Source organism: Paraflavitalea sp. CAU 1676 (assembly GCF_029223285.1).
Lineage (GTDB): Bacteria > Bacteroidota > Bacteroidia > Chitinophagales > Chitinophagaceae > Paraflavitalea.
The window spans coordinates 54,389-69,097 of the sequence record NZ_JARHUJ010000005.1; the positions used below are offsets into that span (position 1 = coordinate 54,389).

14 protein-coding genes are annotated in these 14,709 nt (G+C 49.9%); 12 read left to right on the forward strand and 2 right to left on the reverse strand.

All coding sequences use genetic code 11. The features are described 5' to 3' along the window. Positions 1 to 229 precede the first annotated feature (229 nt). The 11 genes from P2H89_RS16675 (at position 230) to P2H89_RS16725 (ending at position 11,701) form a co-directional block, all read left to right on the forward strand. Positions 230 to 1,387 (forward strand): homogentisate 1,2-dioxygenase, encoded by a 1,158-nt coding sequence (locus tag P2H89_RS16675; protein WP_275828824.1) that lies wholly within the window; start codon positions 230 to 232, stop codon positions 1,385 to 1,387. A 907-nt stretch (positions 1,388 to 2,294) separates the two neighbouring features. Beyond that, the gene (locus P2H89_RS16680) at positions 2,295 to 3,023 is read left to right on the forward strand and encodes a hypothetical protein (protein ID WP_275828826.1); all 729 of its coding nucleotides are present in this window, start codon (positions 2,295 to 2,297) and stop codon (positions 3,021 to 3,023) included. 10 nt (positions 3,024 to 3,033) lie between these two features. After that, positions 3,034 to 3,912 carry a hypothetical protein gene (locus tag P2H89_RS16685; protein WP_275828828.1) on the forward strand — a complete coding sequence of 293 codons (879 nt, stop codon included), beginning with the start codon at positions 3,034 to 3,036 and terminating at the stop codon, positions 3,910 to 3,912. 55 nt (positions 3,913 to 3,967) lie between these two features. Next, positions 3,968 to 4,702 (forward strand): GNAT family N-acetyltransferase, encoded by a 735-nt coding sequence (locus P2H89_RS16690; RefSeq protein WP_275828830.1) that lies wholly within the window; start codon positions 3,968 to 3,970, stop codon positions 4,700 to 4,702. 100 nt (positions 4,703 to 4,802) lie between these two features. After that, complete coding sequence (locus P2H89_RS16695; RefSeq protein WP_275828832.1) at positions 4,803 to 5,420, forward strand: TetR/AcrR family transcriptional regulator; 618 nt, start codon at positions 4,803 to 4,805, stop codon at positions 5,418 to 5,420. Positions 5,421 to 5,459: 39 nt separating this feature from the next. Beyond that, the gene (locus P2H89_RS16700) at positions 5,460 to 6,731 is read left to right on the forward strand and encodes a TolC family protein (protein ID WP_275828835.1); all 1,272 of its coding nucleotides are present in this window, start codon (positions 5,460 to 5,462) and stop codon (positions 6,729 to 6,731) included. Between the two features lie 82 nt (positions 6,732 to 6,813). After that, positions 6,814 to 7,749, forward strand: coding sequence for an HlyD family efflux transporter periplasmic adaptor subunit (locus tag P2H89_RS16705; protein ID WP_275828837.1), 936 nt, complete (start codon positions 6,814 to 6,816; stop codon positions 7,747 to 7,749). A 20-nt stretch (positions 7,750 to 7,769) separates the two neighbouring features. Continuing rightward, the gene (locus P2H89_RS16710; RefSeq protein ID WP_275828839.1) at positions 7,770 to 8,687 is read left to right on the forward strand and encodes an ABC transporter ATP-binding protein; all 918 of its coding nucleotides are present in this window, start codon (positions 7,770 to 7,772) and stop codon (positions 8,685 to 8,687) included. Between the two features lie 5 nt (positions 8,688 to 8,692). Next, positions 8,693 to 9,439: an ABC transporter ATP-binding protein gene (locus P2H89_RS16715; protein WP_275828841.1), complete on the forward strand. Its 747-nt coding sequence runs from the start codon at positions 8,693 to 8,695 to the stop codon at positions 9,437 to 9,439. 40 nt (positions 9,440 to 9,479) lie between these two features. Beyond that, a complete protein-coding gene (locus P2H89_RS16720; RefSeq protein WP_275828843.1) occupies positions 9,480 to 10,586 on the forward strand; it encodes an ABC transporter permease in 1,107 nt (368 codons plus the stop codon). Continuing rightward, positions 10,583 to 11,701 (forward strand): ABC transporter permease, encoded by a 1,119-nt coding sequence (locus P2H89_RS16725; protein ID WP_275828845.1) that lies wholly within the window; start codon positions 10,583 to 10,585, stop codon positions 11,699 to 11,701. Before P2H89_RS16720 ends, P2H89_RS16725 begins: the two co-directional genes overlap by 4 nt. 1 nt (position 11,702) lies before the next feature. Here P2H89_RS16725 and P2H89_RS16730 read toward each other — a convergent pair whose 3' ends face one another. Next, positions 11,703 to 12,536, reverse strand: a complete 834-nt coding sequence (locus tag P2H89_RS16730) for a hypothetical protein (RefSeq protein WP_275828847.1) — start codon at positions 12,534 to 12,536, stop codon at positions 11,703 to 11,705. 74 nt (positions 12,537 to 12,610) lie between these two features. Next, positions 12,611 to 13,663: an SLAC1 anion channel family protein gene (locus P2H89_RS16735; RefSeq protein WP_275828849.1), complete on the reverse strand. Its 1,053-nt coding sequence runs from the start codon at positions 13,661 to 13,663 to the stop codon at positions 12,611 to 12,613. A 166-nt stretch (positions 13,664 to 13,829) separates the two neighbouring features. Between P2H89_RS16735 and P2H89_RS16740 the strand changes: the two genes are divergently transcribed. After that, positions 13,830 to 14,690 carry a helix-turn-helix transcriptional regulator gene (locus P2H89_RS16740; RefSeq protein WP_275828851.1) on the forward strand — a complete coding sequence of 287 codons (861 nt, stop codon included), beginning with the start codon at positions 13,830 to 13,832 and terminating at the stop codon, positions 14,688 to 14,690. Positions 14,691 to 14,709 lie beyond the last annotated feature (19 nt).

The following is a 14,709-nucleotide window of genomic DNA, read 5'->3' on the forward strand; positions in this document are numbered from 1 at the left end:
CACCGCAATTTCACCTATTGGATCGATAAGCGCCGCTGGAAATACTATTTCCTGATGGTGTCTCTCGAAAGCAGCCCAACTGTTTGACCGCTCAATCCGCCACTTGCCGTCGCCGGCAGGTAATGCCCGACTTATATCGCTGTTTTTGTCTGTCGATCAGCAACCTGCCTGCTCATAGGGCCGGCGCTGAGATTGGTTCAATTTACAAACCTCAAATCAAACAGTTGTAATGCCTTACTATCATAAACTGGGGAAAGTACCCCATAAACGCCATACGCAATTCCGCAAATCAGACGGAACCCTGTATTCCGAACAGTTGTTTTCCACCGAAGGATTCTCCAACGACTATTCCCTGCTTTATCATTGTCATCCACCTACGCAGATCATCAGCACCGACGAACCAATAAACGTAGCGCCGGTGGTGGCTGAGGAGAAAATGCTGAAACACCGGAGCTTTGAAGGGTTTAAGATCAAGCCCGAAGAAGACTATCTGCAAAGCCGCCGGGCGATATTGGTCAACAATGATTGCCATGTAGTGCTGGCAGCGCCCTCGGAGAGCATGAACGGCTATTTTTTCAAGAATGCCGATGCCGATGAAATGATCTTTGTGCACGAAGGCAAGGGCGTATTGCGTACCATGTATGGTGAATTGCCTTTTGACTATGGAGATTACCTGGTGATACCCCGTGGCACCATTTATCAGATCCAGTTTGCCGATAACCACAATCGCCTGTTCATAGTAGAATCATTCAGCCCCATTCGTTTCCCCAAAAGATACCTAAGCAAGTACGGTCAGTTGCTCGAACATGCGCCTTATTGCGAACGTGACATCCGGGCACCGCAAAACCTGCCTTCTTTTGATGAGAAGGGCGATTTCCTGATCAAAACGAAAAAGAAGGGCATGTTGTATGGCATTCACTATGGTCATCATCCGTTTGATGTAGTAGGGTGGGATGGATGCTGTTATCCCTTTGCCTTTAGTATACATGACTTCGAACCCATCACCGGCCGGGTGCACCAGCCGCCGCCAGTACACCAAACCTTCGAGGGTAACAATTATGTGGTTTGTTCATTCTGCCCGCGTCTGTTCGATTATCATCCCCAGGCAGTCCCGGCACCTTACAACCACAGCAATATCGACAGCGATGAGCTGTTGTATTATGTGGATGGAGACTTCATGAGCCGCAAAAATGTGACCCGCGGAATGATCACCCTGCACCCCGGCGGCATACCCCACGGACCTCATCCCGGAGCTGTTGAAAAGAGCATCGGGGCGAAGGAAACCAAAGAATTGGCGGTCATGGTCGATACATTCCATCCCCTGCAATTAACCATGGAGGCAGTAATGATTGAAAATCCGGACTATACGATGAGCTGGGCCGAATAAAACTTTGCCAGAACCAATGAAGGAAGGCGGAGAGGGGCAAATTAACCTCCTCTCCGTTGCCACTTCACTGCCACTTGTCTGGAACTTGCCTGCCACTTGCCTGGAACTTGCCTGAAACGTCAATCTATAGATCCTATGTTTGGGCAATCTGGCTACAATGTGTAGTGCTTAAGTTGGCGGTTTTCGGCGTATTCAGGCCAACGTGGAGGCTTCCGGGCCACCCGGGATGCGCCGGAAGCACGCGGGTTGTACACTAATAGTTCACTGGGGGTTCACTGGGAGTGGTCTGAGGGTGCTCTAAAAACCAGCGTGGAGTAGGACTCCTGTAGAACCTGCAGACAACCCTTTGAGCACCCTTAGGCGACCTGGTGCGCATTCGCCGCGGATGTCGCTACCACTTCGGTGCCGGGCCGGCGCCATTCCCCCGCGAAAGGCAGGTTGTAATCGTTGCCTGATGTTGGGGTGATCGCTGTCTGATCGCTGCCCGGTCACTCTCCGTTCAAGTCCAGAGTACTCCCTGGGTAAGCCGATGGGAAGGGCAAAGGAAGTCTGAGGGAGGTCCAAGGGAACTCCGAGGGAATAGTGAGGTAACAGGGCTCAAATGCAGGCTGAATGCGGATTTTTTGCCAAGTGAATTGGCGGATGCAGTCCCATGGCGGGTTTGCTCGAAATAGGGAAATTTAAAAGTAGAGAGAAGTTCATAAAAAGAAGGAACCAGCGATCCTTTCAGAAAGATACAAAAAAGCGGCCGATTGGGCCCTGAAAACCCTTGTAATTTGGACCTGCGTTAAGTTTATCAACTTTGAAGTTTTACGGCCGAAAAATGGCGGCTTATTCGTTATAGGGAGGTCGTTAATTTGTTACATTAGTGGCGCCCATGCCGTTAGCTTAAATGATCCCTGGAAAGATGACTCCCCGTTTACTGACAGCCATATTGGAACTCTATGAGGTATTCAGCGTTTATCCCGCCAACCGGCAAATGCATGCAAGTCCGTTACTGGCTGATAGGATAGAGTCGTGGACAAGCGACCTCTTTGCAGCGCCGCTAAGAGACCTTACCGCCAATCAATTAGCCACTTTTTCAGGAAAGGCAATGACTACCTGGGGCGATGTGGACGATTTTAAACATTTCCTGCCGCGCATACTGGAATTGGTAGCAGCATTAGACCCGCCTTATTGGGTAGTGGTTATTTTTGAAAAACTGGAATATGGTAACTGGCGATCCTGGGAAAAGCGGGAGCAGGAAGCAATTGAGTTATTCATGTATGAGCTATGGAAATGTCTTTTGCTGGATGATTCAGAAAATGCAGCTGATGAATTCGAAAGTTATTTTACTGCCATTTTCAATGAGTATCCCGGAACCGAAAAGTTGCTGACGGTTTGGGAAAGTGAAAGGGGAAAGGCGGCTACAAAACACCTGGCCAACTATGTCTATGCACAACAACACCTGTTATTCGATAGGGGCCAAAGGAAAGGGGGCCCCGCAACACAGTTGTTGATCAATTGGTTGTTGAGCGACGCCATGATCGCCCGGTTGGAAACTGCTTTCTATGAATATGAAAACGAAGAATTGGCCAGCACCATCTCCTGGGCCGAACAAATATTACGCTCCCAAAGAAACCGGCAAACATTGTAATTATTGGTGAATGAAATACATCAGCATTTTAATAGCGGTATTGGTAGTTTCATGCGGACAAGCGCGTCATAAAGACTCGCAGCCATCCACGAGTGTTGCTGATGCTTTGGCCGATACATCCCCAGAAAACAATGCATCCATCAGCTTTACTCATGACGACCTGCTTCGTCACGATAGCTTGCAGATCGACTCGCTGACCCCGGTAATGCTGGCTGCTGTTAGCAATACGTTGAATAAGGATTCGGCGCATGGTTTGATAAAGGGATCGCCCGACAAATCAGGTCAGGGTATCTATGCCACCTGGGACTATGGAACTCTGTTTTCGGCAGACAAAAAACACCTGCTCGTAAGATGGCGCCGCGGCGACTACCCGGAGGGTTATCTTGTCTATTCAGATATTTATCTTTCAAAGAACGATCGCCTGAGTAAATTGGTGATGGATACCGCCTTTCTGGAAACAACCGGAGATACCCTGCAGGACGTTAACGGCGATGGATACAAGGACTATGTTGTCAGTTCTTACAGTGGAGTGGGATGCTGTCCACGTGACGCACAGGTTGGGTATTTGTATGACAACGCAACCGGTGATTTTAAAGTGGAGTCCTTCTTTAATCCAACATACATTCCCAGCCAGCGTCTTGTATATGAATCGAACTATGGGCAAACCGGCCTGTTCGCTTTTTATAAGTCTAAGTGGGTGGGACTGGAAAAAGTGTTAGTGGAATCGATTCATCCTACACCGGGAAAAACACCCATTGAACCGGCTTTTCCATATACCTTTATGTTGTTCCGCTATCCGGGAGAAAGAACTTCAATTATTAAGGCTGTACCCGAAGAGTACAAAAGATTGGGGTTGTACGAATATTTTATTTTATACCAGGAACAGTAGGCTGCAGCGAGTCCTGGTGTTACAAAATGAGTCGAACATCTTAAACTTGACGACAATGGAGATCCTCGCCACCCAATCCTCCCTGCACGAAATAGAACCCTTGCGCGTACTGTTTCTGCACGAAGCCAGTTTCCAGTATGTCCACAACAAATGCCACCTCTATGGTTGGGCCGACGCCTATGTCTTTACCCTCGATGGGCAGACCATCGGTTATGGTTCCGTATGGGGTAAAGAGAACCGGGCCGACAGGGACTCTATCTTCGAGTTTTACGTACTGCCGGGCTTTCGCCGCTGGGCCCGCGAATGTTTTACCGCCCTGCGCAACGCAGCCAAAACACCTTTTATCGAGTGCCAGTCGAATGATGCACTCATCACTTCGATGTTGTTCGAACAGGCCACCCATATTTATGCCGAAGCCATCCTGTTTGAAGACGACTTCCCCACCAACTTCCCCATGGGCAACCGGATATTCCAGCAGGGCGAAACCGTCGAAAGCGGCCACCCCGACGACCGGCCCTTTGTCATGATGGAAGAGGGGGTAGTGGTGGCTACCGGCGGCATGTTCCTCAATTACAATATGCCCTATGCCGATATTTATTACGATGTGCACGAAGCCTATCGGCGCATTGGGTTGGGTACGCTCATGGTTCAGGAGCTCAAAAAAGCCGCCTATTCCATGAACCGGATACCTTCCGCCCGCTGCAATATCAAAAACATGATCTCCAAAGCCACCCTGCTCAAAGGTGGCTTCCGCGTTTGCGGACACATCCTGCAGGGTGAACTGCATTGATTTCTAAAGACATAGCTGTCCGCCAAAATTTTCCTGCCGAATTGCTTGGCAGTGTAGCGATCCTGTATTTACCTTTGGTTTAACTATTTGGTTAAACTGTATGGTTGAAGAGTTGAATAAGGATCAAACGACGGAACAGAAGATACTGGCGGCAGCCAGGGCCGTATTTATTGAGCAGGGGCTTGCCGGCGCCCGCATGCAAGACATAGCCGACCGGGCCGGTATTAACAAAGCACTCCTGCATTATTATTTCCGCAGCAAGGAAAAGCTGTTCGACATGGTATTTGAAGAGGCTGCCATGAAATTCTTGCCCCGCATCAGCATCCTCTTCGAAGCCGATATACCCATCTTCGATAAGATCAGAACCTTCGTAGAGCATTACATCAACCTCATGATGGAAAATCCCTTCATTCCCATATTCGTGTTGAATGAAGTGCATAAGAACCCTGCCGAATTCATCACCAGGATCTGGGGCGGGCGTATGCCCCCTGTGCGGGAATTTGCCGCACAGATACAGCGCGAAATCGAGGCGGGGAACATCAAACCGATACATCCCTTTCACCTCATGATCAACATGATCTCGATGTGCATATTCCCTTTCGTGGGCAGGCCCATCGCCACCAGCGTATTCGAGCTGAGTAATGAACAATTCATGGTATTAATGGAACAGCGTAAAAAACTGGTGGCAGAGTTTGTCATTGACGCAATCAAAGCATAGCTATTTTTTTTATGTACACTGACCAAATGGTTAAATATTATGGTTAAACATTGGATTACTGCCCTTGCGCTGTTCGTGTCAGCGCCGGTATGGGCGCAGGATAGTACCCTTCTCACGCTTGAGCAGGCATACGATCTCTCCAGAGAGAACTATCCGCTCATCAAACAAAAGAACCTGGTAAAGCAAACAGCCGACCTTACCATCGACAACCTCAACAAGAACTACCTGCCACAGGTAACCGTTTCAGGGCAGGCTTCTTACCAGTCGCAGGTTACGAGCATTCCCTTACGGGTGCCGGGATTTGAGATTCCCACCATGTCGAAAGATCAATACCGCGTACAGGCAGAAGCTACGCAGTTGCTGTATGATGGAGGCACAGTGGGCGCTCAAAAGAACCTGCAACAGGTAAATGCCCTGGTAGAAGACCAGCGGGCAGAAGTCGATCTGTACAAAGTGAAGGAACGCATCAACCAGTTTTACCTCGGCATTCTCCTGCTCGATGAACAATTGAAACAAACCGAGCTCGTGAAGAAAGATATACAGCTCGGCATTAAACGCGTTACCGCACAGGTCAACAACGGAACAGCATTCCGGTCCAATCAACTGGTACTCGAAGCCGAATTGCTCAAGGCCGAACAACGTACCATCGAGCTCCGCGCCACCCGCAAAGGCTGGCTCGAAGTACTCTCGCTCTTCCTCAACAAACCCTTGCCGGAAACAACCGCCTTGCAGATGCCCGTTACCCGCACCTATATCATGGCGCCCGGTATCAATCGGCCGGAGTTGAAACTATTCACCTACCAGGACAGCCTCTTCAAAACGCAGAACCAGGTGATCACTGCGAGAAACAGGCCCAAGACCAGCCTCTTTGTACAGGGCGGTTACGCCCGGCCGGCACTCGATATGCTGAAGAACGATTTCAGCTGGTATTATATCGCAGGGCTAAGACTGAACTGGTCGCTGGGTAATCTCTATACCACCAAAAAAGAACGGCAATTGCTCAACGTCAATCAACGTATGGTGGATGTGCAGAAAGACCTGTTCCTGCTCAACACGAATACGCAGTTGAAGCAGCAGCAATCGGAGTTGAACAAACTGCAGCAGCTCATGGAGTCCGATGAGCAGATCATCGATATCCGCTCAAAAGTAAAAGAGGCCGCCAATGCGCAGCTGGAAAATGGTGTCATCACGGCCAACGATTACCTGCGCGAAGTAAATGCCGAAGACCAGTCCAGGCTGTCCCTCATCGCACACCGGCTGCAATGGCTGCAGGCAAAGATCAATTACGAAACCATATCAGGTAACCAATAATGAACGAACGCCGGGCCGCTTGATCAACACCAGCGCCCGGTCTCCCACAATCAAATAATAGCAACAGGTAAAATATATAAGTATGAAAAAATTGATGACAGGTATGCTTGTAGCGGCTATTGCGCTCTTGGCCTGCAACCGCAACAAAGTCACGTACGATGCTTCCGGTTCCTTCGAGGTCGATGAAGTGATCGTATCGGCAGAGCTCACCGGCAAGCTGCTCAGCTTCGACGTTATGGAAGGCGATTCCATTAGTAAGGGGAAGGTGATCGGCACCATCGATGCGGAAAACCTCTCCCTCCAGAAAGACCAGGTGCAAGCCAGCATCGAGGCGCTCCGCGAAAAAACGGCCGACCTCACACCGCAGATAAAGTTGCTCCAGGATCAGCTCATCGTACAGCAATCGCAGCTCGACCGCCTGCAGCGCGAAAAGCAACGTACCGAAAACCTGTTGAAGCAGGATGCCGCCACCGGCAAACAGCTCGACGACCTCAATGCCGAGATCGATGTAGTGAAAAAGCAAATGGATGTAACGCGCCAGCAGATCAATGTACAACGCAGTAATATCGGTACGCAGAACCGCAGCATCCTCAGCGAAGGAAAGCCCATGGAGAAAAGAGTGGCCCAGCTCGACGATCAGTTGAAACGCGCAGGCATCACGAATCCTGTCAACGGAACCGTGATCACCAAATACGCAGAAGCAGGGGAGATGACCTCCACCGGTAAAGCCCTGTACAAGATCGCCGACCTGTCGACCATGACGCTGCGCGCTTATATCACCGGTACGCAATTATCGCAGGTGAAACTGAATCAGCCGGTAAAGGTGTTGATCGATAACGGGGCCGAAGCTTACCGGGAATATTCCGGAACGATCACCTGGATATCCGATAAGGCCGAGTTTACGCCCAAAACCATCCAAACGAAAGAAGAACGGGCCAACCTGGTGTACGCCATCAAGGTCAAAGTAAAGAACGACGGCTTTATCAAGATCGGCATGTACGGAGAAGTAAAGTTTTGATTACGCTACAACTATGAATTATGCCAGCAGTAGTCGCTGAAAATATTGTAAAACGTTACGGCAAGAAAAAGGACATCGTGGAAGCCCTGCATGGAATATCCTTCCAGGCAGAACAAGGCGAGCTGTTCGGGATCATTGGTCCCGATGGTGCCGGCAAAACATCCCTCTTTCGCATCCTCACCACCTTGCTGTTGCCCGATGGGGGCCATGCCACCGTCGACGGGCTCGATGTGGTGAAGGATTTTAAGCAGATCCGCAACCGGGTAGGATACATGCCGGGTAAGTTCTCCCTGTACCAGGACCTCACCGTTGCCGAGAACATGGAGTTCTTTGCCACGATCTTCAATACCTCCATCGATGAGAACTACGACCTGGTGAAGGATATCTATTCGCAGATAGAGCCCTTTAAAGACCGCCGTGCAGGAAAACTGTCGGGAGGTATGAAGCAGAAGCTGGCACTTAGTTGCGCCCTCATCCATCGCCCATCCATCCTCTTTCTCGACGAGCCCACCACCGGTGTCGATTCTGTATCGCGCAAAGAGTTCTGGGAAATGCTGCGCAAGCTGAAGCAACAGGGAATCACCATCCTTGTGTCCACACCCTATATGGATGAAGCCAGTCTCTGCGACCGGGTAGCCCTGGTGCAAAGCGGAAAACTGCTTTCGGTAGATACGCCCGCCGGCGTGCGCGCTGCCTTTGGCAAACCGCTGCTGGCGGTGCGGGCAGAGAAGATGCTCCCGTTGCTCAATGATCTTAAAGGGTCCGGCGCCGTAGCCGATGCCTATCCCTTTGGCGAATATCATCATGCGGTGATGCGTGGCAACCACGACATAACGGAGCTTCGTCAATACCTCGAACAGAAAGGTCATCAACAGGTAGAGATCAAAGCCGTAGAGCCCGATATTGAAGATTGTTTCATGGACCTGATGAAAAACTAAATAAGATGTCTCAAAACATAGCTATCCAAGCAGAAGGACTCACCAAACGTTTCGGCGATTTTACCGCCGTAGACGGCATCTCCTTCGAGGTGCAGAAAGGCGAGATCTTCGGATTCCTCGGGGCCAACGGCGCCGGTAAAACGACCGCCATGCGTATGCTGTGCGGATTGTCGATCCCCACCGGTGGCAAAGCCACCGTGGCAGGCTTCGATGTATACCGGCAAACGGAACAGATCAAAAGGAATATCGGCTACATGAGCCAGAAGTTCTCGCTCTACGAAGACCTCACGGTAAAAGAGAACATCCGCTTTTATGCCGGCATTTACGGCAAAAGCGATGCCTTCATCAAAGAGAAAACAGCCTTCCTGCTCAAAGAGCTGCACATGGAGAGCGAAGGCAGCAAGCTGGTGAAATCCCTGCCACTGGGGTGGAAACAGAAGTTGGCCTTTTCCGTGGCAATCTTCCACGAACCCGGCATCGTGTTCCTTGATGAACCCACTGGTGGCGTAGATCCGGTAACCAGGCGCGAGTTCTGGAATATGATCTATCAGGCTGCCGCCAATGGAATTACCGTATTTGTGACCACGCATTATATGGATGAAGCAGAGTACTGCAACCGGGTATCCATCATGGTCGACGGACGTATCGATGCCCTCGATACGCCCCGCGAACTGAAACGCTCCTTACAGGCAGCTTCGATGGATGAAGTATTCCTGAAACTGGCCAGAAAGGCCACCAGGAACGCTGATTAATCAGGCCAGCAGTGGCCCATCATTAAAGAGATCAACAGACATGAAACAGTTTCTATCGTTTGTTAAAAAGGAATTTCACCACATCGCGCGCGACAGGCGTACCCTTTTCATATTGCTGGGTATGCCCATCATGCAGATCATCATATTCGGGTTTGCCCTCACCAATGAGGTCAAGAACTCGAAGATTGGCCTGCTCGACAATGCACACGATGTAGCCTCCGCAGCCATCCGTACTCAACTGGACGCGAGCCGCTATTTCGATGTAGTGAGAGACCTGCACTCCTATAAAGAAATAGAAGCTGCCTTTAAGAAAGGAGATATCAAACTGGCGGTGGTAATACCCCAGCAGTTCAATACCGATCTGCAACATTTTAATACCGCCCAGATACAGCTGATCGCCGATGCCTCCGATCCTAACGTGGCCACCACACTCACCAACTACGCCACCGCAGTGATCATGGATTACCAGGACCGGGTAACCCATGGCCGCAAACTGCCCTATACCATCAAGACCGAACTGCAAATGTTGTACAACCCCCAGCTGAAAGGGGCCTACAGTTATGTGCCGGGCGTGATGGCCATGGTATTGATGTTGGTTTGTACCATGATGACAGCTATCACAATTGTGAAGGAAAAAGAAACGGGCACCATGGAGATCATGCTGGTATCACCAATAAGGCCCATGAAGATCGTAACCGCCAAGGCAGTTCCCTACTTGTTGCTGTCGATGATCAATATCGCCAGCATCCTGTTGCTGAGTGTATTTGTGCTCGATGTGCCGATCAATGGAAGCCTCTTGCTGCTGATCGGAGAGAGCATACTCTTCATCATTACCTCGCTCACGCTGGGATTGCTGATATCATCTTCCACCGCTTCGCAACAAACCGCTATGTTCATTTCGATGGTGGGCTTGTTCCTGCCTACGGTGATGTTGAGCGGCTTTATGTTTCCTATCGAGAACATGCCGTTGCCGTTACGGGTTATAGCACATGCCGTGCCTTCCAAATGGTATTATGATATAGTGCGTTCGGTAATGATCAAAGGCCTGGGCTTTTCGGCAATCTGGAAAGAGACGCTCGTTCTAACTGGTATGACCCTCTTCCTGCTCACCCTGGCCATTAAGAAATTCAAAATCAGATTGGCATGAGAACCTTGAAATTTATCCTGGAAAAAGAGTTCCGGCAGATCTTTCGCGACCCGGCTATCCTTCGCGTGCTGTTCATTATGCCGCTGATACAGTTGATGATCCTGCCACGTGCGGCCGATTACGAGGTGAAGAACATCAAGCTAAGCGTGGTGGATCGTGATCATTCCGACTATGCCCGTAAACTGGTTTCGAAGATCACCGCCTCCGGATACTTCCAGCTCGACCACTATACTGCCTCCTACAATGAGGCGATAGCGGAAGTGGAGAAAGATAAGGCCGATCTCGTACTGGAGATACCGGCGGCTTTCGAAAAGAACCTGGTGAAGGAAGATGAAGCAACCCTCTTTATGGCGGTCAATGCGATCAATGGTGTAAAGGCCAACCTGGGCGCAGCTTACCTGCGCACCATCATACAGGACTTCAACAGCCAGGTGCGAACGGAATGGATTCAGTTTCCCCGCTTCAGTCCGGAGCTCAACATAGCCGTCACCTCCTCCAACTGGTTCAACCCATCCATGAACTACCGCCTGTTCATGGTGCCAGGCATCCTGGTGGTATTGGTAACGATGGTAGGCGCATTCCTCGCTTCGCTCAACATTGTAAAGGAGAAGGAGATCGGCACCATTGAACAGATCAACGTAACGCCTATCCGGAACTATCATTTCATACTTGGCAAACTCATCCCTTTTTGGGTACTCGGTATCATCGTCTTGAGCCTCGGGATGCTGTTGGCAAGGTTTGCGTACGATGTAATACCAGTGGGCAATCTTTTAACGATCTATGTATTTGCCGCTGTTTACCTGTTGGCAGTACTGGGGCTTGGCTTGCTGCTTTCTACCTATACCGCCAATCAGCAACAGGGTATGTTATTGTCTTTCTTTATGATGATGGTGTTTATCCTGTTGGGTGGTTTGTATACGTCCATCGACAGTATGCCGGAATGGGCACAGGTGGTCACCAGGTTCAATCCCGTCGCTTACTTTGTTGAAGTCATGCGTATGGTGATCCTCAAGGGAAGCAGCCTGGCCGATATCAGCCGGCAATTGCTGGTCGTGGGAGCCTTTGCCGTATTCCTTAACGGATGGGCGATCCTCAGTTATAAGAAACGCGCTTAACCTAATTCCATACACCGGCAGCTACCGCTTTTTCTACGTACGTAGAGAAGTCGGTGGCTTTTCGACCGAGTGCACGCTCTACACCATCGGTTATATGCGCGTTCCTTCCGTCTAGCACCTCCGTAAAAAGGTAAGACAATAGGGAGATGTACTCGCCCGGTACGCCATATTCCGTCAGCATGCCCGCATAATCATCCATCGTGACGCCTTCGTATACGATGCGCTTCCCGGTAGCGATGGATATCTCAGTAATGGCCTGCTGAAAGGTAAGCAGGCGGGGGCCGGTTACCTCATAGATCTGTTGGTGGTGACCATCCTGTGTAAAAGCGGCAACAGCTATTTCTGCAATATCATCCACATCGACAAAGGGTTCACCAACGGTTGGCACCGGCAACGCCACATGGCCCTGCCGGATAGGATCGATCAGGTAACCTTCGCTGAAGTTCTGGCAAAACCAGCTGGCCCGGATGATTGTCCAGTCTACCCCCGAATGGATGATCACTTCTTCGCAGGCTTGCGCTTCCGGTTCACCACGTCCCGATAACAATACCAAATTTCGCACACCGTGCTTTACGGCCAATTGTGTAAACTCCGTAATAGAGTGAATAGAGGAAGGCACGGCAAGGTCGGGCTGATAAGAAATGTACACGGCATCGATATGTTCGAGCACCGGCGCCCAGGTTTGGGCATTGTCCCAATCGAAAGGCAAGGGTGCATTGCGCGAACCCGGTCGCACCGTTACACCCTGCTGTTGAAGCTTTTGATACACACGGCTGCCGGTTTTACCGGTGCTGCCCAATACGAGGATCCTGTTGGCTGCATTGATTGTTTTCATGACTGCTAATTTTTACCAAAACTACCAGCCCCTCCTTTCCGGAAATAGAACAAAACCGACAGCCCTGTATGTATCTATTTATTTTCCTGTAAAAGTTGGCCGCGTGCCAGCAAAACAAGGGTACGCGCCAGTATGAGCAGGATGGTAACGATCAGGATAAACAGGATCAATCCTGCTAATAGGTATAGTGGCCGGGAGTTTACATAGGTTGCATACTTCAAAGCGGCATTGCTGAGTGCTGCCAGCGGAAACCCTACAGCCCACCACGTGATCATGAAGGGTAGCTTACGGGTAAAGACCTTGAAGAAAAGGATGGTAAACAGGAAAAGACCGAAATAAAATAGGGTAGAAGCAAACAGGTCAATCCGCCCCGTTACGTTGATGTAGGCAAGAAACCCTACCTCAAAGGGGGCGATCAGAATGATCAATGAGGGGGTAAGGCGTTGCGGCATGGGATCGTGGTGCATCAACCTTGAAAAGATCAACGTGAAGAACACGAGAGCCAGCATCGAACCAATGGCAAAGGCCAGCAGGTTCACTTCTGTACTCCAGCTATAGGGCAGACTTTTGCCGGTTACCACCACATCCAGCGTACCTACACCGGGGATAAGCCAGGCAGGGGTAGCATGGAGCAGGTCTTGCCGGTTGTTGATGAGCCTTTTTACCATAATGTAACTGAGGGCGAGCGTCATGAACACGCCGCTGATCCAAAGATATTGACCTGCCTGTGGATGATCGGGTCGTATCACAGCTGATAACAGCAGTATCGAAACGGGTATGGTGCCGAAGAAATTGCCGACGATCGCATGGTGGAATTCTTCTCTTACTGTGCCCGCAAAGAAAATTACCTTGGTTATATAAGCAATCGCCAGCGTGATAAATACCAGGAGTGCCAGCAGGCTCGTGTATTGAGCCCAGCTGCTGCTAAACCCATAGATCGCACTTGCCTGCCGCAAGGCAAGGGAGAGACCGGCTATACCCATTACGGCGCCAAACAAATTAACTGGCAGATAGCGAAGCGAACGAACATGCGCCGATCTTTTAGAAATGCTTTTGTTGAAGGCTGTAAGGCCCGTTTCAAGGAATCTATCCAGTTGAGAGGACCGCGGTTCACTGATCTTATTCATAGAGAATTATTCTATCCGGTGTTGACCGGTGTTATTGTATTTTTTTTTTTCGCGCTAAAGTTGGCAAAACGCCTGTACTTATAAAATGGGCAAACCAGCAAAAGGGATGTCAAAAAAGGCATTTGGGAATTAGTGTACCTTTAATCGAAGTTTAAAGTCAGGCAGGATGCAAAGGATTAGTCATATTATTGAAGAGCAAGTTCACAAGGGGATGTTCTACCTCGGTTACTTTGAGAATAGTTTTCCGGTGTCTCAGATCCCGCACCGGCATAAGTACTTCGAGATACTCTGGTTTACCAAAGCAGATGGAGTACACGATATCGATGGCGTAAAATATCCGCTTACCGAAAATGATCTTTTCCTTATTTCGCAGGGGCAGGTACATAGTATTGTAAATAGTACTGCTGTAAGCGGATACATGCTTTGCTTCAATGACAATTTCTGGCATTATGCTCCTTCAGGGATCAGGAATTTAAGGAACTCCCTTTTCAATAACCTGCTCATCAATGCACGTTTCTGTCCTACGGGCGAGGAAGCCATGGAAATTACCCGGCTGATGAGAAATATGGTTGAAGAGTTTCAGAAAGCGGACTATTCCGCTAAAACCGAATTGCTGGCGGCCTACACAAAGGTGCTGCTCATCAAGATCGATCAAATGAAGGCTGCTGCACTGAAGCCCGACAGGGCTGAGTTGGGCGCTTATCATCTTTTCGAACGCCTGGTTGAAATGGTAGAGCAACGGTTTGCCGCCCTTCACGAGGTGGCGCAGTATGCCGCCGGCCTGGGCGTTGCGCCCCGGAAATTAACAGCGATCACAAAGCAGTTTACCGGAAAGACGGCGAAAGAGATCATCGACAGCCGCATTGTGTCTGAAGCTAAACGATACCTGCAGTTCTCTGATCTTTCAGTCAAGGAGATCAGCAATGAACTGAACTTCGCCGATCAATACCAGTTCAGTAAATACTTCAAGAAACATACCGGCACCTCTCCGCTCGACTTCAGGCAGTCGTTCGCCCATACTAATTAATGGCTACTTTTGCTGCCAA